This window comes from Paenibacillus algorifonticola (assembly GCF_000971975.1).
GTDB classification, from domain to species: Bacteria; Bacillota; Bacilli; order Paenibacillales; family Paenibacillaceae; genus Pristimantibacillus; species Pristimantibacillus algorifonticola.
On the sequence record NZ_LAQO01000017.1, the window covers coordinates 85,693 to 109,673 of the forward strand.

A 23,981-nucleotide genomic window follows, 5' to 3' on the forward strand; every position below is an offset into this window, starting at 1 on the left:
CCTTATTTTCCTCCTATTACGTTTTCGCCTCAAAGCGGTTTCTGTTATTCAAAGTCAACCATCGTTACTTCTTTGGGGCCAGAAAGTGCTTTTCGGGAAATGCAAAACAAACAAGGCTCCGCCTTCAGGTTGGTTGCGGGCCGAGATCTGTCCGTTGCACCGTTCGACAATCGCGCGGGAGATGGCCAAGCCGAGCCCCGTTTCACCGTTCTTTCCTTTGACGAAGCGTTGAAAGAGGAGGGGCAGCAAGTCGTCGGAAATCCCTTCGCCGTCATCCGCAATCTCGATGTCAATGCCGTTATCGTTTGCAGATGTTTGAAAGCGGATTGTATCCTTGGCATAGCGCGTGGCGTTGCTTACAATGTTGATTAGCGCCTGCAGCAGCTTTTCGCGGTCGGCATAAATATAAAGCTCCTTCTCTTCTCCGGACATTCGCACCTGCAATCCCTTCTTGACGATCAGCGGATTGATTCGCTCCACTGTCTGGGCAAGCAAATCCTGCACCGCCACCTTATCCATATGGAAAATGCCTTCTTCGCTCTCCAGCTTGCCCAGCAGGATCATCTCTGTCACGATTTTTTTTAATCGGACGCATTCGTTGACAATGGCGTTCAGCGCCTTCTCGGCGGCCACTCCCGTAAAGACGCCGTCTTTAATGCCCTCGGTAAAGCCTTGTATGGATGTAAGGGGTGTCTTCAACTCATGGGAAACGTTCTGGAAAAACTGTTTCTGGGTCCGTTGATATTTCTCCAGCACACCGGCGAGCTGATAGACGCTTTTCGCCACCTCTCCGATTTCCCCTCCGGATGCGACCAATCGGACCTCAGAGAATCGACGTGTTTCTACTTTCTTCAGCTCGTCTCGTAAATTTGCCAGCGGTGTAACAAGTCGTTTCGTAATCAATGTGCTTAACAGAAAAGCCGTAATTCCGCCTACGAACAGGATGATCATCAATCGCAGGAATAAGGAAAGCTGAAGGGATTTAATTTCACTTATTGGAGTGGCCATTACGGCGGTGATGTCCTTCGCCATCGACATGCTTCCTTTTGTTGAAATGGTTTCGACAATATATTTATCGTTTTCGCCACGCCAGATTCCCTTATCCAATTTTGATTGTTTCGATAGTTCGATCCATTTCATCGCTTTTGCGGGAGGCAGGTTACTGTAAATCACTTGCTCATTGGGCGCAAACAATACCATATCGATTTGACGATCCTCTATTACGCTGTCCTTCTGTTCCATCGGCTTCGGGGATTGCACCGGCATTGCGGGGGTGGAAGGAACAGCGAAATTCATCAGCATGCTGCCCTGGGTCTGCATCTCTTGCCGCTGTCTGTCAATTAAGGTATTGAAAAGCAGGGGGTAGATGAGAACCGCCGTAATCGTCAGAACGCTAAGAAGAAGAATCCCAAAGGATAGATTAAGCCGGTGAATCAACTTCACGTTATTCATCTTTCCCTTCCATTTTCAAACGGTATCCATGGCCCCAGACGGTTTCGATCGGAAGCTCGTTTATTTTTCTGCGGAGCCGCTTCACCAGATCGTCAACCGCCCGCTCGCTGCCAAAATAGTCGTCTCCCCAAACCTGGTCCAGCAGCTCGTCTCTGGAGAAGGCGCGATTCGGCTGCTCGGCCAACGTCTGAAGCAGCTTGAATTCTTTCAGGGTCATCTCAATTTCGTCTTCATGCCAAAATACGCGTCTTTCTGAAAGGGACAGCCGCAAACGGCTTGCTTCTATTTGTATATTGTGCGACTGGGGTGAGGCCGGGGATTCCTGCCATTGCCGGATAGAGCTGAATCGGTGAAACAAACGGTTCACCCGTGCAACTAATTCTCTGGGGCTGAATGGCTTGGTCATGTAATCGTCGCTTCCGAGCTCCAGACCGAGGATTTTATCGACCTCCTCATCCCGTGCGGAAACCATAATAATGGGAACCTCGGCTTCTTTACGGATGTGGCGGCACAATTCAAAGCCGTTCATCCCTGGCAGCATAATGTCAAGAATCCACATATCCGGCGGTTCGTCCTTCCATAATTCCCACGCTTCTTCCGCAGTCGGGAGCGGAATCGTCCGGTAGCCTTCTTTCTGCAAATAAGCTTCTACGATTCCACGGATCTGTGAATCGTCCTCTACAATCGCGATTTGATAAGACTTCATTTCACAACCTCCAAACCTGAATCTCTTCCATAGTATCAGGAAACGGATCGACTCAGCTAATTTCCACACTTTTTCCTCATTCTTTCCACACCTCTTCCGAAGTTTCAACTTAGGCGATCGCTATACTAAAAACAAAGAAGCAAAATAAAAATTTGCGCAGCGTGATACCGCGTAACCATAGGAGGATCCATACATGAAGATGCATCGGCTGGCATACAAGGAAGCTGGAGTCGCTTTTGCTTTTCTCGCTCCGAGCCTAATCGGTTTTGCGGTGTTTTATCTGATCCCGTTTGGTCAGAACATAGTCATTTCCTTTCAAGGCCGGCTCGAAGGTGAAGGGTTGACGCTTGCCAGCTATCGAGAACTGTTCCAGAGTTCCTCTTTCCAGAAAGCAGCGGCCAATACGTTCTGGTTCACAGCAATCAGCGTGCCGACTCTTATCGTCTTGTCGCTTGCTTTGGCGATGCTCTTGAACCAGCGAGTTTTTTTACGCAATTGGTTGCGGACGGCCTATGTCCTTCCCCTCGTTGTACCGGCTGCCTCGATTGTCATGGTATGGCAGATCCTGTTCGATTGGAACGGTGTGTTAAATGCTATATGGAATGATTGGGGTATGAGCCGTCAGGATTGGATAAAATCGGATTGGGCCAGCCTTGTTCTCCTTCTGATCTATATTTGGAAGTACGTGGGGTACAACATCATCCTTTTTCTGGCCGGACTCCAGAATATTCCGGAGCAATATTATGAAATCGCGGATTTGGAAGGGGCCGGTCCGGTTCGCAAGCTGCTGCAGATTACTTTGACGTATTTGACGCCAACGACGGTTCTGATCGTGCTGATGTCTGTGCTGAATTCATTTAAAATGTTTCGCGAGACGTATTTGCTAACTGGCGATTATCCCTATGATCGCATCTATATGATGCAGCATTATATGAACAACATGTTCCTGTCTCTCGATATTCACAAGCTGTCTGCCGCAGCGGTAGTAATGGCAGTCGGTATTCTGGCGCTTGTTGCCGTATTGTTCCGAACTGAACGGGCATTCAGCTCTTTTATGGAATGAGGCGAACTACATGAAGAACCCGTTAATGCTCTTGTTGTGCACGTTTCTATTGATTGCAATAGCAGCCTTTCTGCTTGCTCCGGTAGCCTTGACGGTCGTCAATTCTCTCATGACCGAGAGGGAGATTATGGCAAATTACAGGATGCTGGGAAAAAGCGACTCCAGTTTGTTTGTAAACATGAAATGGATTCCTGATTGGGTTTCCTTCCAGCAATATTCGAACGTATTGATCGAGACATCGGTATTCTTACGATTGTATTGGAATTCCGTTTACATGTCGGCATCCATCATTGTCGGACAAGCGGCGGTATCGGTATTAGCCGCATTCGCTTTCGGCAAGCTGCGTTTTCCGGGGAGAGACCCCTTGTTTTTTCTTTACTTAATTACGATGGTAATGCCGTTCCAAGTAACGTTGGTACCCAATTACATGATGGTAGATCGGCTGGGACTGCTGAATAGCTACAGCTCGATCATATTGCCGAGCGTGTTCGGCGCATTCGGCGTGTTCTTATTAAGGCAATTTATGCTTCATATCCACTCAGCCTACATGGAGGCTGCCAGAATGGACGGGGCAGGCTATTTCCGAATTTTCCTTTCGGTCGTCTTGCCGATGGTCAAGCCGGGGATCGCCGCGCTTGTCGTGCTGCTGTTCGCCGACTATTGGAATATGGTTGAGCAGCCGCTCATTTTTTTAGAGGATCCCGGATTGCAGCCGCTGTCCATTTTTTTGTCCCGCATTCAGGAAGAAGCGCTGGGCGTCTCGTTTGCCGCTTCCGTGGTTTATATGATACCGATGGTACTCTTGTTTCTGTCCGCCGAACCGTATTTTATCCAAGGCGTACAGCTTTCAGGCGTAAAAGGATGATGTGAAGAATGGTTTACTGCAGCAAGAAAAAAGGAGAGCGATCCCATGGTAATACGACGCCAGCGACTGACAGGCATCCTATTGACTTTGTTTTTCCTCGTGTTAGCCGGTTTAACGATATTCAGCAATACGATCCAATCCGTTATGCTTCCGAAAGTGACGACGGAGAAACCCGTCAAAAAAACATTGTCGCATTTCATTAAAGGCGACGGCATGATTACCCCGCGGCAAATGACAGCTCTTGTGAACGAAAGCGGTTGGAAGGCCGCGAAGGTGCATGTGCACGATAACGAGCGCGTAAAGAAAGGGCAGGTTCTTATTACGTTCGACAGTACGAAGGCGCAGCAGCAACTGCTAGATGAGGAAGCCCGGCTGTAGAAGATGATCTTGAACTTGGAGGCGTTGCAAGAACAGTATGTGCTTACGCAACGGGAGGGGAGCGAAGAGATGATTCGTAAAGCTGTACGCGACTTGAAGAGCTGGCAGTTGGACCGGGACATCGGGCAGCGAACAATCGATCAAATGCGCAAGGAATTATCCCGTAACCGTACGCTCAAAGCTCCTTTTGAAGGGGTGGTTGCGAATCTTCAGGCGGAGGAAGGAACAAACATGGCCCCAGGGCAAATTTTGCTCGAGTTGATAAAGACGGAAGAAGGCTTCCAGTTCTCCTTCACGACGGACGAAGAATCGGCGTCCCTTCTTCAGAACAATGAGAAAGTGACGGTGGATGTGAAAGGGGAGAAAAATTGGCAATTGGAAGGGAAGATTGCTGAAATCAAGGATGTGTCACAGGGAAGCGGCGGCGAGTCAAATGGCAATCTGGGCGCAGAAGGCGGAGCTCTGAACGGGAATGGAGAAGAGGGCGCGGATCGCCGTAAAGCAGTCGTTGTGTTCGTCTCCGGCGACAGCCTGCAAGGAGGTGAGGCAGCCAGCGTAGCCGTGGAGAAAAAGGCCGAACAGCAAGGATTAGTCATACGCAAAGAGAGACTGAAGAAGGATGAGAAAGGAAGCTATGTGCTCGTCGTTCGTGAGAACAAAAATTCACTGGGCAATATCTACACCGTACATAAAGCATATGTGAAGACGGGAGATTGGAACGAAGAGGAGATTATTGTCTTGGACGGACTATTTGCGAAAGACGATATCATCGCGGAAACAAGCGAACCCCTGCAAGAAGACAACAGAATTCGACTGGATTGAGAGGATGATGGCTTTGAAGAAGAATTGGATATATTTCCTATTGTGCTCGTTATTATTGCTTACTGCATGCAGCGGCAAAGAAACCGGCACTGACGACCTTACAGCACCCCAAGACATTAAGGCGCCTGCTGGTCAAAAAACGGTTGCCGTAGCCGTGATGAATGCAGACCCGTTTCTGCTAACGGCCGTCCAGAAATTTGAAGAGCTTCATAAGGATATCCATATCGAAATCAACGAATACAAATCAACGCCGCAATCGGGCGGAGGAACGGCTATGCCTGGGATGACGCAGGAGGATATGGAGAAATTCGTACAGACCGTCACCACTCAGGCACTATCGGGAAACGCCTCTGATTTGATCGCCATGGATAACTTGCCGCAGGAAAAATTCATTGAGAAAAAAATATTGATCAATTTAAATGACCTGATCAGTAAGGACGCGTCATTCGATAAGAGTCAATATTACCAAAACATTTTGCAAACCTCTCAAGTCGGAGAAGGCCTTTACTCAATACCGTTTAGTTTCTATTTGGAGAAGGTCATCATGGCGAATACCCCTCTGTTGAACAAGGCCAAAATAACGATCGACGACAGCGCATGGACATGGAATCAGTTCAAGGACATCGCCAAGAAGTTGCAGGGCCAAATAGGCAGCAGCTTCCCGTCTTTCGCCAACATGCCTCCTTCGCAGATGCTTTATCAATACATCGACGCTCATTACTCAGAGCTTGTCGGTCAAGGAAAAACGAATTTCGATACCGAACCATTCAGGAACGTCATGCGGCAGATCAAATCGATGTATGACGAAGGCATTTTGAGTGCTGAGCCTGTGATGGATCAGAAACAAACGATGTTTTCCCTGAACGGACTTGTCGAACCGCTGAGCGCTTTGATGGACATGCTTCGATCGGATACGCAATTTTTGCAGATGCCTTCCTTTGACGGAAAGCCGAGCGGCTTCGGTTACCGTACAACGTTGCTGCTCGGCATAAACAGCAAATCGAAGGTACAACCGGAAGCCTGGGAATTTATAAAATTTCTGCTCTCGGAAGAGATGCAGGCTTCTCCCCAATTGGGAGGGTATCCATTAAATAAAAGTGTATTGGATAAAACGCTCGAAGAGGGTCGTCAAATGATTGAACAAGGAAAGATTCCCGTTCCGGGGGGAAAGCCCAGCGCAGAAACTCTCAAGGGAAATATTCTAGCGCTACAGGAGATATTGGAAAGGGCGAGGACGAAAGCGCCTGGAGACATAAAGGTATCCGCGATCGCCATAGAAGAATTCGATTCGTACATGAGCGGCCAGAAATCGGCGGAGGAAGTGAGCAAGCTGATCCAAAATCGGGTGAATACGTATTTGAACGAATGATAGGATATGAAAACGAAGGGATGAGCAACCGGATGTACCTGCAAATTGTCGTGTATCTGCCTGTAGATGAGCCTGCGCACCAAGCCTTTGAAAATCTCGGATGCCCTCCGCTGGGAGGCGAATCATACACAAAGAAGTCACTCTTGTAGAGTGACTTCTTTGTGTAGCCGTTTAAATGATTCGTTGAATCGGTGATTATCTTGCTTGACATCTGATGGTAAAAATACAGCCTCAGTTATCGTAGTCTGGTAGAAATGATGGAAGAACGAGGACTACATATGGCTCATGTCACCTATAACGTTTAACCTTTGACCGCGCCAGCGGTCAAGCCCTTCATAAACGTTTTCGAGCCAAGAATAAACAGAATCAGCACGGGAATTGTTGTCATGGTCAACGCAGTCATTCGTGCCGCGTAATCAGTCCGATGTACGATGCCCAGATTCGAGATAAATATCGGGAGCGTGTACCACTCGGATTTGTTGATTGTTACGAGAGGCAGCAAATAGTTGTTCCATGACCATAGAAACACGAGAGTCGCGAGCGTTGCCAAACCCGGTTTCATAATGGGCAGCACGATCCGAACGAAAATACCGGGCTCCGAGCAGCCGTCAATTCGCGCACATTCCAGCAGGTCGTTTGGAATCGAATCGCGCATGAACTGGATCATAAAAAATGCGCCAAACGGGAATGCGGCCCAGACAAGGATGACCGGCCATAGCGTATTGCCGACGCCGAGATGCCTCATTTCGATAATATAACCAATCAATCCGACTTGAGTCGGCACCATCATCGTGATGATAACGAAGGTCTGGAGCAGCTTGCGTCCGCGAAATTGGAACTTCGCCACGGCATAGCCGATGAGTGTGCTGGTGAATGTCGCCAGCACGACAGATACAACGGATACAATCAAGCTGTTTCCGTATACTTTTATGAAGTCGGCCTGCAGGACCGTCTTCAGATTTTCCCCCAAATAGCTGCCTGGAAGGATCGGAATCCCCTTGAATAGATCCTCGCTGTAATGGGTTCCCATTACGATCATAATATAGAACGGAAAGAGCGAGAGCAGGGAAATGACAATTAGACAAAACCACATCAACGCTGTTTTCATCGTTTGTCCTCCTTAGGTGCTGTCAATCGGTAGCTTAGTATGGAGAATAGCACGATTAGCAAGAACAGCGAGTAGGCAATGGCTGAAGCATAGCCGAAACGTGTATTGGAACCGAATGATTCGTCCACAAATTTCCAAATAATTGTAAGAGCTGTGTTGTCAGGACCGCCTACCTGTGCCGAGCCCGACCATCCGCCGTAAAGCAGCTTTGGTTCATCGAATAATTGCAATCCGTTAATAACGGATGTGACGACGAGAAATACGATAATGTTCCGAAGCAAGGGCATCGTGATTTTACGGAATGTATGAAGTCCTGTAGAGCCGTCTACCTTGGCTGCTTCGTATACGTCCTGAGGAATAACTGTCATGCCGGCCATAAAAATAATCATAAAATACCCGAGATTGCGCCATATGACCATTAGAGCGATAATTGCCCTGGAGCCCCATGGGTCCTGAAGCCAGTAAAAGCCTTCTTCCAGTATTTCAAATTTCGTAAGGAGCAAGTTCACAATTCCCGTCTGCCAGTCGAACAAGTAGGAGAAAATAAAGCCGATGGCTACCGGGGTCGTTATATATGGAAGTACATTGATTGTCTGAAATAATCTCTTGCCGCGCGTCAAATTGAACGTCCAATACGCCAGCGTGAGCCCTAGAATCAAGGTTACTGGTATAAACATAGCCATCATGATCAGGGTGTTCCACAAGGATTTAATGAACAAAGGGTCATTTGTCCAAAGCTGTACATAGTTTTTAAAGCCGACATACGTCTTGTCACCTATGCCATTCCAGTCATGCAGACTGAGCACGAATGAGTAAAGGACTGGATACAATTGAAACGCCGCATACGTCAGCACAAAAGGCAGGGCGAAAAGATAGGGCCACATGCGTGGCCCCCATCTGCGTTTGCTGGATGCGGCGGAAGTGTTGATTATGCGTTCCGCATTCACGGTCATCCCTCGTTTTCCCAAAATTTACTTAACGGTCGCGTCCGACGCTTTGTTTTTCGTTTCCTGAATGAACTTCTGCAGGGCGGAATCGGCTGTAACCGACTCGTCCTTCATCCATAGCGGGTACAGAGCGTTAAATACAGAGTCCAAGACAGAATCGTATTTGGACTGCGCCTCGCCTTTCATATCTGGAACGATATTCTCGACGAAATATTTCGCGAGATTTTGGCCGCCGAAAAATTCATCGTAAGCCCCCGGTGCGTCGATGAGCGCTTTTTGGGTTTCATAGAACGACTTGGAGCTGGTCATGTTGCCGAACGTCTTGAAGTTATATGCGGAGCCTTCATCGGACAAGTAAGCATACTGGATGAATGCCCAAGCGGCATCCTTGACTTTGCTGTCCTTGTAAATGCCGATTGCTGTGCCACCGCGGGTGAATCCGCCTTCTGGCGCTTTAAGGAGACCCCAGCGTCCCGACCCATCCGGATCGTTAGCTGAAATATGCCATTTGGCTCCCCATGGTGCCATCGGATAGAACATGAACTCGCCTTTCGCCATGGAAGCAGACCAAGCCGGTGTCCACAATTCATTTTTGCCGATAATGCCAGCGTCACGCATCTCAAACAAGCGGTTCAAAGGCTTTTGCAGCTTGGTTGTCAAATCGATTTCGGTGCCGTTCACGTAGGAAACGAAATTTTGCCCTTTCAAGGCAAGATAGGCGTCACCCAGACCTGGGAACATCAGCACCTTGCCAGCGCTTTTGTCTTTCAGCTCTTTGCCAGCGGCGATGAAATCATCCCATGTCGAAATCTTTTTCTCTAGCTCAGCCGGATCATCCGTGCCCCAGTATTCCTTCGCCAAATCTCTCCGGTAAGCGAACCCGGCAGGCGTCAGCGATTGATCGACAGCGATGACTTCGCCCTTGGAATTAGAAACGTACGGCACAACGTAATCTATGATGGTGCTTTTATCGAAGTTATAAGGTGCTGCTTCCAGGTTGTCGAGTACATCAAGGTCAAACAGCTTGCCGCGGTAAGCCGACTCTCCAAGGATGACGTCTGGAACGTCAGAGCCGGAAGCGATGCCGCTTTGCAGCTTCTGTAGGTAGTCGTTCGGATTAACGACGGTTACTTCAACTTTGATGTTCGGGTATTTCTTATTAAATTCCACGATCATGCCCTTCTGAAACGCTTCGTCCCAATCCCATACTTTAACGGTGCCGCTAATCTGCGTCGGATCAGTGCTGACCGCAGCCGACGCCGACGGAGCAGCAGTGCTTCCATTGTTACCAGTACCGTTGTCTCCAGTGGTGTTGTTGCCGCCGCAGGCTGCGAGCAGCCCCGTCACCATAAGCAGAGATATGAAACCGCCCACCCATTTGGCATTTTTTCTTCTGTTCACGATGGTGAGTCCCCCTAAAAATAATTTTGTAAGTGCTTACACTGATATCGTAACCCAGGACCCTGTTAGGTGGTAATTAGCCAAAACGGCGATTTCGTATAAAATCCGGTGATCAAATCGATTTCACCCTCGAAACGGTAGCTTTGCCGCCAGAGGACGGCGACAGCCGTTTACGCTTGATCGGTCCAAGGAAGCTTAATTCGTATAAGGGTGCCCTGCCCCCATTCACTAAATACTTCCAGACGCGCCGAAGCGCCAAAATGGGTTTGCAGCCGTTCTTGAATGTTGGACAAGCCGATTCCTCTCGTGCGCTCGGGCTCCTGTCCCCCCTGTCCCATCTGCATCTTCCAGCCTTCTTCGGGCACAGTCATGCCTTGACCGTCGTCTTCAACTTCCAAAACAAGCTGTTCTCCGTCCCGGTAAGCCCGTACAATAATGATGCCCTCCTCTAAATCCGACGGAATGATGCCGTGTACAATCGCGTTCTCGACGAGAGGCTGCAGCACCAGCCGGGGAACCGAACGGTCAAGCAGTGCTTCATCCATCTCCCAGACGAGCCGGAATTGGCCAGGATAACGAGTCTGCTGGATGACCGTGTATTTGTCGATGATCCGCTTCTCTTCCGACAGCGGCGCACGCACGGCCCCCTCCCCCGTCTTGATCGTATTTTGCAAAATAGAGATGAGCGCCTGAGTCACTTCGGCCGCTTCTGCCCCGCGATTGGCGTGGGACAAGTAAATAACCGTATTCAAGGAGTTGTACAGGAAATGCGGATTGATCTGAGCCATCAATAAATCGATTTGCATTTGCCGTTTCACCGTTTCGTTCTGTACGGCAGTGTCCATCAGGTTTTTCAAGTCTCTGACCATCCGATTGAAACCCGTGCCCAAAATCTCCAGCTCATCCCCGCTGCGAATTTGGACGCTTGTCCCGAGATCGCCGACCGCTACGCGCTTCATCGCGTTCGTCAGCCGAATCAATGGCTTCATCAGATTGACAATAATGGGCAGCATGACGACCAGCGTTACGATAATGGCGGTAATAATGATGATGATATAGAAAAAGAAAACGCGATTAATTTTCATAAACAATTTGCTCTTAGACAGCAAAGCCGCCTGTTTCCATCCTTGGCTCATCGCGTCGTCAGTCAACACGATGGTGCGGGCGTTCTCCGCAAATGGCTCGCCGGAATGTAATGCGCTCGCCATAAACGACCGGTCCGATTCTGGCAGCTTATCATTGGCGGCAAGCAGCAATGCGCCTGAGCCGGTGAACAGCTCTATTTGCTCGAAATCCTGCGCGCTTTGCAAAAAGACGTTTGATAGTTCCGAATAGGCGATATCGATGACAAGATAGCTTTCCGCATCTAAGTCCTGACCGATTGGGCGGTATTTCAACACGTAACTAAAAACCTGCCGGTTGCCGCTGATAAAGAAGAATGGATGCGGCTCACTGTAGGCAGCGCGTGTATCTTTCATTTTCACAAACCAGTCCTGCTTCAAGTACTCGGAGAAATATTCCTCGTATCCGCTGTAATTGGAGTAGGTTTCCTCGTTCGGCGTAACGATCACGACGTTCAGGATGAAGTTGCTGAGCGCCACGAACCGCCCGAGCTTTTCCTGTACGGCTTGCTTGCGAAAATAATTCACCTCAATATCCTCGCTTGCTGGCGCATTAATTAGTGCCGTTATCTCCTCGTCGGATACGATGTACTCCGCTGTCTTGACGACCTGCTCTTGGATTTTCTTCAATTGAAATGAAATTTGCGCGAGCTTCGTCCGGCTGTCCTTAATCGATTGCTCGCGAATAATGTCCTTGGCGTAGTCGTAGATGAAAAAGCCGCTAAGGATCAGCGAAATGGAGACGACAAGAACGGTGCTGGCGATAATCTTGGTGCGAATCCTCATGCGCATTGTAAGGTCACCTGCGTTTCTCCATATATTCGAGCGGGGTCATGCCCGTCACCTTGCGAAATACTTGACTAAAATACTGCCCATTGCGGAAGCCGACCCGGTCGGCGATCTCATATACCTTGAGATTGCCCTCGTCCAGCAGTTGCTTGGCCTTCTCTATCCGGATTTCTGTGAGACGGTCGAGCGCTGTTTTGCCTGTCTCCAGCTTGAACAAGTGGCGAAAGTGGTCGCGCGAAATGCCGAGCTGCCTTGCAATCGTATCCGCATCGAGCTCGGGATCGCCGTAATGGCTCTCCATCTGCTCCAGCGCTTGGCGCACTTTGCGTGAAACTGCAGGCAGTCCGGCATCCGTTTTTGCAAGCGTATTCAACTCCGACAAAAACCAATCGCGGATGCCTGCAAGCGAGGTCCAATCGGCTGCCGTGCCGGGGCCAGCCGCCCAAGTCTCCGATAGAGATGGCAGCCCACAAGTGGAGCGACAGCGGTTCAACACGGTGACCAGCTGCCGACACAGGTCCGCGAATCCATTCGCATCCTTTGCCTCCAAAGCTAGCGTAAACAAGGTCGAAACCTCCCGTGCCGCTTCTTCATATTTTTTGTCCGACAGCAGTTCTTTCGTCTTCGTTAAGCCTTCTTCCCATTCCAAATGTACGGGGACCTTCTCTTCTTCACGCCGAAGCTCGTTCAATCGGAACAGATGACTAGGACCGTGGAACAGCGCCAGTGACAGCCGTTTCAAAGCTTCAGCGAGCTTGCCCGGAACGTCCGCCCGGTTTGGCAAGCCGTAGGCCATCGCCATGGATGTAGGGCGGCCCGTCAACTGTTCTATCGTTCGCCGTGCCTCGACCGCCTTTTCCTCGAGCAGCTCCCGCATCTTGCCCTCACCCCTGCTGCTCTTATCCCCGTATATGAGCACAAAGCAACTGTCTAGAAAGCGGATAGCCGCCAAAAGGCTGGAATCCTCCACGCCCGGCCATTCCGGCGGCAATACGGGATTATCGGACACTACGCCGGGCAGCAGCGGCATAATCCGTGCAGGCTCAAGCACCAGCAGATGGAGCCGATCGAACGTTTCTCCTGCCTCAGCCGTCGCCGTCCTCCACTGCGCGTCCGACAGAGGCCTCCCGCCGAGCCAGTCAACGAGCAGTCTGCCGCGGTCATTTTTCCGGAGCCGCCTATCGCTCTCAATCTCTTCCCTTAAACCGCCAAGCTCTCGTTTGACCGCTTCCGCATCCATCTCATGCTTAATCCAATAGTTGGCTACGCCCAGCTTTAGCGCTTCCTTGGCGTACTCGAATTCCTTGTAGGAGGTGAGCAGCACGATTTTCAGCACCAGTCTCTCCGCCAGCAGCTCCTTGCTAAGCGCCAGCCCATCCTTGCCAGGCATGACGATATCCATAATGATCAAGTCCGGGCGGTGCTCCCGCGCCAATCTTACGACCTGCGATGGCTTGTTCGCCGTGCAGACGATCTCGTATCCGAGCTGCTGCCACGAAATTAGATTTTTCATATGCTCAATCGCCAGCACTTCATCATCCACGAGCATCACTTTAACCCAGTTCATCAGTTTCTTGCCTCCATATTCTTAATGCTTAAAATTTATCATTCTTTTGCGCCATGTATCTAAATACAACTGAGTCTTTCTCTTTCAAATTCTTTCTCTATGTAAAATAATTTCCTGTATGCCTCATTTCATTCATGGAGGGCTCGTAAATGACAGATGATTTGAGAACCCAAAGGTGTTCTTAGAAATGGACTAACTTTCGCCAAGTATACGACGAAAACCTGAATATTTGTATTTTTTATATGACCGATCCTCACTAGCGTTGCATAAAAACGCAGTCATTTAGAAAAGTGAATATTCAGTAAATTATTTTTCAGGGTGAAATGAAAAAGGGGGACAGCGAGTTCCTCCAGCGGCTCCACATGCGTATTGTTTTTCAGACGCGTCACGAACCAGATACCGTCCAGACTGTAGCGATCAAAGGCAGAATAGGCCGAATAAGACTTATTTGCAGTGTATCAGGTACTATATTCAGATGCTGATATCGAAATGTGGTACGACTGGAATTCCCGACTTAATGATACTAAATTTACTGATCAATGTTTTTGGATTATGTACGATGATAACAGAATTGGCGGAGCAATTATCAACGATGGGATGTTTGGGGTTGAGATACCAAGAGTGAAGAAACCAGTTCTGATGGTGGCCCTCTTGAGCGTCCGGTTATTCTATTGGATCCAATATTGGTTGTCTCTAAGGCCTTGCCGCCTTTCCGGACCACCTTATTTTTTTCTGTCACTACCATCTCCGACAAATAAACCAATGATACGTCTTATATTTTGTCGGCTAGCCGACTTTTTTTGTTTTAGACCATGAATTATAATTGTAAATACCGATAGGTAAACTTTGAATTCGCCAACAGCTAGAGAAGGGTGGAACGACGATGGACCAAGAGGGTATGTCCTCCTATTGGGAAGGAACTGTAACGGATAACGGTGAAGCCGAGCAACTCGCGTTAGCGAAGCTCTTCCAGGAATTTGGCTCTTCTCGTGGCATGAAGAAGAACTCCTTTATCTTCAGGAGCGAGGAAGAAAGTCAGGAGATCTATTTCGTCCAGGACGGACTGGTGAAGATCTCGCAGTTTGCGCAAGAGGGCCAGAGCATTACCTTGTTCCTGAGGCACAAGGGCGAGGTGTTCGGTGCGGCCGAGGTTCTGACGGGGCAGAAGAGACAACGCTATGCGCGATGCATCACGGACAGCTGGATTCTCTCGATTCCGACTTCCCAATTCACCAGCTTGCTGAAGAGACATCCGAATGCCCTTTACGCGCTAACGGTGGTCAACGCCCGTCGTCTGCTGCAGACACAGCGTTACGTAGAGACGCTCATCTCACGGCCGGTTGCCTGGAGGCTGGCTCAGCTACTAATGCAGCTCGGAGTTCGTGTCGGGAAGGAGACGGTCGTCACGCTTTCGCTTACCCATGAGGAGATCTCCTATGTCATCGGCTGCAGCAGGCAGACGGTTACGGAGACATTGGGTCGATGGCGGGAGGAAGGCATCATTCGCTATGAGAAGAAAATAGTTGTCATTCATGATACCAACGAGTTCCAACAGCACTTGTAACGATGTGGAAAGCCATGGGGGGCGGGAGCATGATTCGGGTAGAAGGAGTAGGTAAGACGTTCGCGCAACGGGGTAGAGCGGGCTATACTGCGTTGGAAGACATTGACTTCGAGATAGGAAAGGGAGAGTTCGTCTCCATCCTCGGTCCTTCCGGCTGCGGCAAGTCCACACTGCTTAACTTGGTAGCAGGTCTGGAGCGGGCGGATCACGGCCGAGTAGAAGCGAATGGCAAGGAAGTCACGGCCCCAGGGCCTGATCGAATCGTCGTATTCCAAGACCATGCACTGTATCCTTGGCTTACCGTGCTGGAGAACGTCGCATTCGGTCTCAAGCAAAAGGGAATCAAAAAGAAGGAGCGCCGCGAGCGAGCCATGGAGCAGATCCGGGCTGTCCATTTGGGGAAGTTTGCGGACCGCTATCCCCACGAGCTGTCGGGCGGGATGAAGCAAAGGGTGGCGATAGCGCGGGCGCTCGTCATGGACCCGGAGATTCTGCTCATGGATGAGCCGTTCGCTGCACTGGACGAACAGACTAGGCTGCTGCTGCATAAGGAATTGGAGCAAATATGGCTGAACACGCGGAAGACCATTCTGTTCATCACGCATAACATTCGGGAGGCGGTCATACTGTCGGACAGAGTGCTCGTCATGTCTACCCGGCCGGGAAAGATTAAGAAGGAGTTCCGCGTACAGGCGGCACGGCCGCGGGAGCCTGGCGATTCTCTTCTGCACCATATCGAAAGTCAGATTATGGATACGTTGGCCGCTGAACTGGAGAAGGTGGCGAAGGAGGAATATGGCAATGACTACACTCTGGAGAAAAGCCCTCTTTCTCATTCTACTGCTAATAATCTGGGAGACGGCATATAGGACGATGCATTGGGGCTGGCGCTTTCCATCGGCGCTTCAGACGGTGCAGACATTCTACGATGGGATGGCAAATGGGCAACTACTCGAAGCGACGCTCAGCAGCTTGAGGCGAATCCTCATCGCGTTCGTCCTCTCGTGCGGCATCGGCATGACACTCGGCGTCTTGTTCGCTCGGAGCCGGCTGCTGGACGAGACGTTCGGATTTGTCGTCGTCGCTCTGCAGACGGTGCCGAGCATCGCTTGGTTACCTTTCGCTATCATATGGTTCGGGCTGAACGACTTCGCCGTAGTGTTCATCACGACGATTGGGGCGACGTGGACGATGACGATTGCGAGTCGGAGTGGGATCAAGAACATTCCTCCAATCTATCTGAAGTCGGCGCAGATGTTTGGAACAGGCCGCGGGTTCCGACTCTTTTACCAAGTGATGATCCCCGCAGCCATACCACAGCTCATTACGGGCATGCGCATGGCCTGGGCGTTCGCCTGGCGGGCACTCGTCTCCGGTGAGCTCATTGCGCGCGGCATCGGTTTGGGGCAGCTGTTGGAGGAGGGGCGAAGCCTCGGCGACACCTCTCTTATGCTCTGCATCGTACTCGTGATCGCGATTCTCGGTACGATCTCCGACCACCTCGTCTTCAAGCGCATAGAGGAGCGGATCTGGACCCAGTACGGTCTGAATGCTGCCAAAACGTAAGCTTAACTAGGAAAAGGGGAATGATGCATGTTTAGAAAAGTGGCTTATTCGAGTCTTATGATCGTCTTGATTCTGACTCTGCTTTCCGGCTGCGGGACCTCTGGTTCGGGGAGTAACGGAAGCTCCAAGTCGGTCGACCCAATTACGGTGAGGATCGGCTTGCTCAAGAACGTGACCCATGCTCCGGCCTTCGTAGCGATCAAGAAGGGCTATCTGCAAGACCGTCTTGGCGCTAATGTGAAGTTCGAAGTACAGGGCTTTAACAACGGCTCCGACTTCTCGACTGCAATGGCGACAGGCCAGATCGACATCGGCTACGTCGGGCCAAGCCCGATAATCAACCAATATATAAGGAGCAAGAACATCAAGATTCTGTCAGGAGCGAACAACGGCGGCGCCGTGCTAGTGACGAGGAAGGGCTCCGGCGTGACGAGCGTCAAGGACTTGGCGGGCAAGCTGGTCGCCATCCCGACAAAGGGGAGCACGAACGAGATCTCTCTGCGTCTGCTTCTTCAGGAGCAGGGCCTGAAGGTGTCGACGGACAAGAGCGGGGTTCAGCTTATTGCGATGGCTCCGGCGGATACGCTGACGGCCATGAAGCAAGGCCAGGTAGACGCGGCGCTATTGCCGGAGCCATGGGGGACGCAGATCGCGAACGAAGGCATCGGTAATATCGCCGTCGAGTGGGATCAGATTCCGCCGAACAAGGGGAATTATCCACTTACGATTATCGTAACTAGCGACGACTTCCTGAAGGAACATCGGAATTTGGCCAAATCCGTTCTTCTGGCCAACGAGGACGCAATCAAGTTTATCAAGGATAGTCCAGGCGACACGTATTCTCTCGTTAGCGACGAGTTGAAGGAACTGACGGGCAAGGGCTTGGAAGCCGAATTGATCAAGGCCACACTGTCTCATCTAAATCTGACGATGAACATCGACCAAGATTCCTTGAAGATAATGGCGCAGGTAGCGGTCGATGCCGGCTATATCAAGGGAGTAGGAGCAGATGGCTTGGATCTGGCAGGCTTGTACGATCTGTCGCTGCTGAAGGAGACGCAGGAAGGCAAATAAAACGAAGATGAGAGGGCTGACAGCAATGTATATCCAGCCACAAATGAATTTGAGGCCAGACTACCACCCAGATCTGACCGTCGTTCTGCTCGGGACGGGTTCTCCCCGTGCCTTCTATGGTCGAGCGAAGCCCGGAGCCGCGGTGCTCGCGGGAGACAAGACGTTCCTCGTTGATTGCGGGGGCTCTACGGTGGACCAACTAATCAAAGCGGGCATCATGCCTCAACGGATATCCGATGTCCTGTTCACCCATCACCATTACGATCATAACGGAGGATTCTTCGACGTGTTCATCACGAGTTGGCGCACGCATATTACCGCAGAACGTGTCTTCGAAGGTCGTTCAGTGCCCATGCAAGTGTACGGACCAGAGACGACGAAGGAGATCATCGGCAAAATGCGGGAGTCCTTCGAGTTCGACGTCAAGCTCCGAATCAGCTATAATCTGTCGGATGAAGCGGGCTCGCTAATCGAGTATACGGAATGCAACGAGGGTGTTGTCTACGACAAGGACGGCATCCGAATTACGGCCTTCGAAGTGGACCATCGCCCTGTCTATCCTGCTATCGCTTACAAGTTCGAGTATAACGGCAAGACGGTCGTTATATCAGGCGATACGATTCCGGTGGCCAATACGGAGAAACAAGCGACCGGGGCAGATCTGCTCGTTCACGAAGCGTACAACAAGTCGTGGCTTGACGCCCTGACCGCGCAATATCCGAAGCACGAGAAGGCGCTGTCAAACCCCGCGAAGTATCATACGACGACGCTGGAAGCGGCTGCAATCGCGCAACGGGCGGGAGTCAAGCATCTCGTGCTCACGCATCACATTCCCGCGCCAGCGGCGAATCTAAAGGCCGAGCAAGCGTATATCGAGGGGATGGCTGGCATTTACGCTGGCCCGATCACAGTAGGTCGCGACTTGATGGTCTTCGAATTAAAGTAGCGGACAAAGGGCACCCGGCAGGGTGCCCTTCTATCTTGTTTTAGATGACATACATGTCAAGAAGTATAAACGGACGATGTATCTGAAGATTGAAGATTTAAAGAAAGTCGGACTTATTGAATCTGATTAAGTCATTTCATTTCATTAACTATTAGGGCGCTGATTTAGGCGTCCTTTTTTTTAATGCAATCGGAGTCATGATGGTTTTATTCTTTCAAGCTTGAAATATCTGTGTTGCCATTCGCAAGGCAGGTTGAAACGGCGTATTTGAAAGGAATGTGCTATCATAAAAAGGGATATTATGAAAATAAGTAATGTGCAGGCAAGCAAGCTGGAATGCAACGGAACGCAATAACTTTCAGAAGGCAGGATTTGTTTAAATGACCACTAATCAAACACAACGCTATCGCTTCAGTGAAGCTCCTATATGGCATATTCAAAGGGAATATTTCGAAGAAGAAGGAATGAAGGCTTGGAACAATGATCAAGTTCCTCAATATATAACGAGTAATCCGATGATTGCTGCCGCCTATGCCGAAATGATATTTGGGCTGCTTCAAGATCGGGCAAATATGGGGAAAAGCTCAGAGCCTGTGTTTATTGTAGAGCTAGGGGCTGGAGCAGGCCGTCTCGCCTATCATGTGCTGCATGAGCTATGCCAGTTGAGAGACTATGCGGGGATAGTACTCCCCCCTTTCCGCTATATTATGACCGATTTGGCCATGAAAAATGTTCTGGCCTGGCAGGAGCATCCTGCCCTGCAAGCTTTTATCGCCGAGGGACTGCTAGATTTTGCACGATTTGATGCGGTTCATGATACGGCGCTAAGCCTCGTCGTGTCAGGCACAACCATTAGAGAGCAAGACTTAGAGCAGCCATTAATCATTGTCGCCAATTATTTTTTTGACAGCATTCCACAAGAGCTGATTTATGTAGGCGACGGCCAGATATATGAAGCGGATGTTTTTGTCGAATATCCTGACAATAGGGATGCTCTTAAACCAGCCGAACTATTAGATCAAATCGCTTTGCATTATGAGCACAGGCGGGCACCCGAGTATGAGCAAGACGACTATCCTTACCGTGATGTCATCGCCGTATATCAGGACCAGCTGGAAGATTCGCATATTTTATTTCCTTCCGCTGGCTTAACCTGCTTGGAGCGATTGAATCAGTTATCTCAGGCAGGCTTCCTATTGATAACCGCTGACAAAGGCGACCACCTGCCGGGTAATTGGAAATTTGCCGAGCCGCCAGAGCTGTTCCTGCATGGCAGCTTTTCATTAACCGCCAACTACCATGCGATACAGCATGTGTTTGAACAAAGAGGAGCCCAAGCGTTATTTCCCCCGCATCATTATAAAAATATAAATGTTGGCTGCATTCTCCATATGGATCAGCCGCTGGCGTACTCTAATACCAGATTAGCCTACCGCCGATTTATTGAACGTTTTGGTCCGGACGAGTTTTTCAGCATGAAAATGTGGGTTGACCGCAATCTCGCCAGCATGGAGCTGCAACCATTATTGAGCTTTTGGCGTTTGGGTGGATATGATGCGGAGTTTTTCATTCAGAGCACGAAGCAAATAGCCAGCCTGCTGCCGGATGCAAATGATGAAGAAATGCAGGATCTTCTAAGAGGCATCCAGCTGATGTGGTCGTCGTACTATGTCATGGAGCAGCGTTATGACTTGGCACTGGATGCTGGCTTGCTGCTGTTTGAAATGGAAATGTACGAAGAATCCAAGCATTTTCTAGAAATATCGGTGCAGCAAGAACAAGATGAGATTGTTTCGTCCGTGTTTTATTGTCTCGCTATTAGCTGTTTTGAGCTAGAGTTGGACGAGCAGGCATTGGGCTATATTCAGCAATTTTTGGAGCTTGAGCCTGATCATGAAGAGGCTTTGGCGTTGTTAAGCCGATTTGAATAGAAGGCATATGGCTTAACTTGTTGATCATTACTTTTAGGCATGACAGTTAGGGGTGACTGGGATTTGAGGCGTATTACGATTTTGGTCGCAGATGATGAGGTGGAGATCGCGGATCTGGTCGCCTTGCACCTGCAAAAAGAAGGCTATTACATTATAAAAGCATCCGATGGGAAGGCAGCTATGCAAGCTGTGCAATCGCAAACGATCGATTTGGCTATTTTGGATATTATGATGCCTGAAATGGATGGATACGAGGTAACTCGTAAAATTCGGGAGCAGTACCATCTGCCGATTATTTTCTTAAGCGCCAAAACCTCTGACCTGGATAAAATCACAGGTCTTGTAATGGGTGCGGACGATTACATGACCAAGCCCTTCAATCCAATGGAATTGGTGGCGCGTGTCAATTCGCAGCTTCGTAGGTCGCTGCAATTCAATCAGCCAGCCGTCATGAACAAAGCGGTGCTGGAGCTAGGCGGACTCGTGATTTCACCCGACCAGCATAAAATCACCTTGTACGGCGAGGACGTCGAATTAACGCCGAAGGAGTTCGACATTCTTTATTTGCTGGCGAGCCACCCTAAGCAGGTGTTTAGCGCAGAAAGCATATTTAAACAGGTGTGGGGCGAGACCTACTATGAGAGCGGCAATACGGTTATGGTCCATATCCGTACACTGCGCAAAAAACTGGGAGAAGATACGACCAAGCGTAAATTCATTAAGACGATCTGGGGCGTAGGGTACACGTTCAATGATTAAAAGCAGACGAAGCTTTCGGACCACGATGATTATGCTGCTGGGCTTAAGCATGCTTTTATCCGGCGCAATTACGTATGGCATTTATAAAATGCTGCAGCTCTATTATGTCGATGTCCGTGAAGGCGATCGATTGGCCCAGTACCGGAAGATGATGAGGGAAGTGGGGGATATTTATGTGTTCCTCATTATTTTCATCCCGCTGGCTATTGTGTTTTTCTTCTGGTTTACGAAGCGTTATGGGACTTATTTCAATGAAATTTCCAAGGGAATCCGCCAGCTGGCTAATGGTGATTTTGACAATCGGGTGCATATTTCCTCTAATGATGAGTTTAGCAGCATTGCAGAGGATTTGAATTTGGCCAGCGAAAAGCTGCAAGCGGCGGTTGAAAAAGGGGATTTTGCCGAAAATAGCAAGGATCAGCTGGTCGTGAATTTGGCGCATGATTTACGCACGCCGCTGACCTCAATATTGGGCTATCTCGATTTGATTGTGAAGGATAATCAGCTGACGGATGAGCAGATCAAGCATTATACCGCGATTGCCTTCAATAAATCACAGCGTCTGGAGAAGCTGATTGATGGATTATTCGATATTACCCGTATGAACTACGGCAAGCTGCCCGTTCAGAAAGAGCATATCGATCTCAGCGAGCTGCTCAAGCAGCTGAACGAGGAGCTATATCCTGTTTTTGAGAAAAATCGTTTACTATCCCGAATAAATGTGACTCCCGATCTTTATATTTATGGTGACGGGGAGCTGCTGGCCCGGGTATTCGAGAACTTGTTGACGAATGCCGCTCGACATGGCAAAGAAGGCTTGTATGTAGATATTAATGGGCACCTGGATGCTCAGCATGTGGTCATTCAAGTCGTTAATTATGGAGGGGAGATTCCTCCAGAAGATTTGCCGCATATTTTCGAAATGTATTATACCGGCGACCGGTCACGGGCGCATCAAGAGGGCGGCACGGGGCTTGGCCTGTTCATTGCCAGAAATATTGTAGAGCAGCATGAAGGAACCCTCACGGCCGAGAGCAATGTGGTGCGGACTGTCTTCGAGGTGCGACTGCCTGTGCGCTCATAATTTAAGAAAAACTTTAAATTTGCCCCACTTTTTTTTAACTTGTTTTCTCTATCCTAGAAGTATAAGGCAAGAGGAGGAAACGTTAATGACGAGGTGGGGCATTTTTATATGCTTGGTTCTGCTGGGCTATGCGGCGACGGACAGAGAGCTTTTTAAATAGAACGACGTGATTGTGACGGTAAAGGAGGATGCCAATTGAAGCAGAAGGAAATTAAGACGAATAAGTGGGAGCTTTTTATAGGAGCGGCGTTTGTTGTGTATCTGTTTTTTTTATTTAAAATCATTTTGCTCAAATGGAACTCCATTGGTCTCGATGCTTTGTGGTATCATTTCAAAACGTTTCTGCACCATCCTTATCTGATTTACGAGCGCCAAGCGAACTTAAAGCTATTCGACGAGATTTCAAGAGATATTGATGGATTATCGATCTCTCGTTTCTCTAGTTCTATCTTGTTTACGAATTTGATTGGCAATACACTGGCCTTTATTCCGTTTGGTGCTTTTATCGCGGAGCTCATCAAATCCCAAAGGGTATTAGGCATAAAAGTTTTCGTGCTTTCCCTGCTGCTCAGCTTATTTTTTGAATTATCCCAGTTTTTTCTAGGTATTGGCATCTTTGATGTGGATGATTTACTGTTAAACACCGTTGGCGGAATGATGGGATACGCGGCTTGGAAAATATATGTGGTTGTCGTGAAAGGGTTTCAGCCCGCAGCGGCGAGAACGTTAAAGAGGACTTCTCCTACATGAGCTTGGAACAGCCGGGAACCTTAAGGGGTTCCCGGTTTTTATGCGTCGAATTTTAATTAAGCAAGGACTCGTATTCTACGAGCTGTCTACATTTGATCGGAATGGAGCCATAAGCAAAAGCTGCTTGGCAAGGAAGGCAGGCGTATAGGGCATATCGTTGCGAAGCCATATAACGATCGTGCCAAGAAAGGCAGAGGCGCCATACCAAGCGGTAATATCATTCGGAATTTCGGGAGTAATGGCTTTGGATGCGGCATTGTGACTACTCATTTTACTTTTAATATAGTCCATCATAAGCACAGAAAGGCGCTCCGTAAACAGGGGCAGACGCTTGGAAGCGAGCAGTATTTTGTAAGAAGCTGAATGATCGGCAAAATGCTGAATAAGCTTGACCAGCTCGGGCCATTCATCCTTAGCGGAGCAGGAATGATCGGCAACATCTTCTAGCAGATTACGAATGTGCGTGGTCATGTTGTCCGCCATCTGATTCAACATATCCGGGATATCCCGATAATGAAGATAGAAGGTAACCCGATTAATGGTCGCCCGCTCCGCAAGTCGATTCACCGTAATTTTCTCTAAATCGTACTCCTGAATCAACTCGAGAAAAGCTTCTCGAATCAATTGTCGTGTGCGTATAACACGCGGATCCATTTTTGGCGATTTTGCCTGCATGAGAACACCGATCCTTTCAACTTTTAAATCAATCGTCTATACGA

22 protein-coding genes are annotated in these 23,981 nt (G+C 49.3%); 14 read left to right on the forward strand and 8 right to left on the reverse strand.

Annotated features, from left to right (window positions below; genetic code table 11):
* Window positions 1-54 precede the first annotated feature (54 nt).
* Together WH37_RS21540 and WH37_RS21545 are read right to left on the reverse strand one after the other, a co-directional pair.
* Entirely contained in the window at window positions 55-1,452 is a 1,398-nt protein-coding gene (locus tag WH37_RS21540) for a sensor histidine kinase (RefSeq protein WP_052737127.1), read from the reverse strand.
* Window positions 1,445-2,158: a response regulator transcription factor gene (locus WH37_RS21545; protein WP_046232705.1), complete on the reverse strand. Its 714-nt coding sequence runs from the start codon at window positions 2,156-2,158 to the stop codon at window positions 1,445-1,447. Before WH37_RS21545 ends, WH37_RS21540 begins: the two co-directional genes overlap by 8 nt.
* 193 nt (window positions 2,159-2,351) lie before the next feature.
* Between WH37_RS21545 and WH37_RS21550 the strand changes: the two genes are divergently transcribed.
* The 5 genes from WH37_RS21550 to WH37_RS21570 are packed head-to-tail and all read left to right on the forward strand — an operon-like array spanning window position 2,352 to window position 6,655.
* Window positions 2,352-3,221, forward strand: coding sequence for a carbohydrate ABC transporter permease (locus tag WH37_RS21550; protein ID WP_046232706.1), 870 nt, complete (start codon window positions 2,352-2,354; stop codon window positions 3,219-3,221).
* Between the two features lie 10 nt (window positions 3,222-3,231).
* Window positions 3,232-4,086: a carbohydrate ABC transporter permease gene (locus WH37_RS21555; protein WP_046232707.1), complete on the forward strand. Its 855-nt coding sequence runs from the start codon at window positions 3,232-3,234 to the stop codon at window positions 4,084-4,086.
* A gap of 45 nt (window positions 4,087-4,131) precedes the next feature.
* Complete coding sequence (locus WH37_RS21560; protein ID WP_046232708.1) at window positions 4,132-4,464, forward strand: efflux RND transporter periplasmic adaptor subunit; 333 nt, start codon at window positions 4,132-4,134, stop codon at window positions 4,462-4,464.
* Between the two features lie 3 nt (window positions 4,465-4,467).
* Entirely contained in the window at window positions 4,468-5,286 is an 819-nt protein-coding gene (locus tag WH37_RS21565) for an RND family efflux transporter (protein WP_046232709.1), read from the forward strand.
* Between the two features lie 13 nt (window positions 5,287-5,299).
* Window positions 5,300-6,655 carry an ABC transporter substrate-binding protein gene (locus WH37_RS21570; protein ID WP_197091391.1) on the forward strand — a complete coding sequence of 452 codons (1,356 nt, stop codon included), beginning with the start codon at window positions 5,300-5,302 and terminating at the stop codon, window positions 6,653-6,655.
* A 301-nt stretch (window positions 6,656-6,956) separates the two neighbouring features.
* Here WH37_RS21570 and WH37_RS21575 read toward each other — a convergent pair whose 3' ends face one another.
* From WH37_RS21575 to WH37_RS21595, 5 genes are all read right to left on the reverse strand, one after another.
* Window positions 6,957-7,763 carry a carbohydrate ABC transporter permease gene (locus tag WH37_RS21575; protein WP_046232711.1) on the reverse strand — a complete coding sequence of 269 codons (807 nt, stop codon included), beginning with the start codon at window positions 7,761-7,763 and terminating at the stop codon, window positions 6,957-6,959.
* The gene (locus WH37_RS21580) at window positions 7,760-8,647 is read right to left on the reverse strand and encodes a carbohydrate ABC transporter permease (RefSeq protein WP_046232712.1); all 888 of its coding nucleotides are present in this window, start codon (window positions 8,645-8,647) and stop codon (window positions 7,760-7,762) included. Before WH37_RS21580 ends, WH37_RS21575 begins: the two co-directional genes overlap by 4 nt.
* Before the next feature lie 87 nt (window positions 8,648-8,734).
* Window positions 8,735-10,111, reverse strand: a complete 1,377-nt coding sequence (locus tag WH37_RS21585; protein ID WP_231594312.1) for an ABC transporter substrate-binding protein — start codon at window positions 10,109-10,111, stop codon at window positions 8,735-8,737.
* Window positions 10,112-10,281: 170 nt separating this feature from the next.
* Window positions 10,282-12,024, reverse strand: a complete 1,743-nt coding sequence (locus WH37_RS21590) for a sensor histidine kinase (RefSeq protein ID WP_046232713.1) — start codon at window positions 12,022-12,024, stop codon at window positions 10,282-10,284.
* 7 nt (window positions 12,025-12,031) lie between these two features.
* Window positions 12,032-13,588: a response regulator transcription factor gene (locus WH37_RS21595; protein WP_046232714.1), complete on the reverse strand. Its 1,557-nt coding sequence runs from the start codon at window positions 13,586-13,588 to the stop codon at window positions 12,032-12,034.
* Window positions 13,589-14,471: 883 nt separating this feature from the next.
* Here WH37_RS21595 and WH37_RS21600 point away from each other — a divergent pair.
* The 9 genes from WH37_RS21600 to WH37_RS21640 all read left to right on the forward strand — a co-directional run bounded on the left by WH37_RS21600 (window position 14,472) and on the right by WH37_RS21640 (window position 23,262).
* On the forward strand, window positions 14,472-15,152 hold the full coding sequence (locus WH37_RS21600) for a Crp/Fnr family transcriptional regulator (protein ID WP_052737130.1): 681 nt from the start codon (window positions 14,472-14,474) through the stop codon (window positions 15,150-15,152).
* Window positions 15,153-15,181: 29 nt separating this feature from the next.
* Entirely contained in the window at window positions 15,182-16,021 is an 840-nt protein-coding gene (locus tag WH37_RS21605) for an ABC transporter ATP-binding protein (RefSeq protein WP_046232715.1), read from the forward strand.
* A 4-nt stretch (window positions 16,022-16,025) separates the two neighbouring features.
* Entirely contained in the window at window positions 16,026-16,718 is a 693-nt protein-coding gene (locus tag WH37_RS21610; RefSeq protein WP_231594313.1) for an ABC transporter permease, read from the forward strand.
* A 27-nt stretch (window positions 16,719-16,745) separates the two neighbouring features.
* Complete coding sequence (locus WH37_RS21615) at window positions 16,746-17,792, forward strand: ABC transporter substrate-binding protein (protein ID WP_046232717.1); 1,047 nt, start codon at window positions 16,746-16,748, stop codon at window positions 17,790-17,792.
* Window positions 17,793-17,817: 25 nt separating this feature from the next.
* Entirely contained in the window at window positions 17,818-18,738 is a 921-nt protein-coding gene (locus tag WH37_RS21620; RefSeq protein ID WP_231594314.1) for an MBL fold metallo-hydrolase, read from the forward strand.
* A gap of 380 nt (window positions 18,739-19,118) precedes the next feature.
* A complete protein-coding gene (locus WH37_RS21625; protein ID WP_046232719.1) occupies window positions 19,119-20,669 on the forward strand; it encodes an SAM-dependent methyltransferase in 1,551 nt (516 codons plus the stop codon).
* 63 nt (window positions 20,670-20,732) lie between these two features.
* Window positions 20,733-21,428 carry a response regulator transcription factor gene (locus WH37_RS21630; protein ID WP_046232720.1) on the forward strand — a complete coding sequence of 232 codons (696 nt, stop codon included), beginning with the start codon at window positions 20,733-20,735 and terminating at the stop codon, window positions 21,426-21,428.
* A complete protein-coding gene (locus WH37_RS21635) occupies window positions 21,421-22,512 on the forward strand; it encodes a HAMP domain-containing sensor histidine kinase (protein ID WP_046232721.1) in 1,092 nt (363 codons plus the stop codon). Before WH37_RS21630 ends, WH37_RS21635 begins: the two co-directional genes overlap by 8 nt.
* Before the next feature lie 195 nt (window positions 22,513-22,707).
* Entirely contained in the window at window positions 22,708-23,262 is a 555-nt protein-coding gene (locus WH37_RS21640; protein ID WP_046232722.1) for a VanZ family protein, read from the forward strand.
* Between the two features lie 75 nt (window positions 23,263-23,337).
* Here the strand turns inward: WH37_RS21640 and WH37_RS21645 are convergent, their stop codons facing one another.
* Entirely contained in the window at window positions 23,338-23,937 is a 600-nt protein-coding gene (locus WH37_RS21645; RefSeq protein ID WP_046232723.1) for a TetR/AcrR family transcriptional regulator, read from the reverse strand.
* Window positions 23,938-23,981 lie beyond the last annotated feature (44 nt).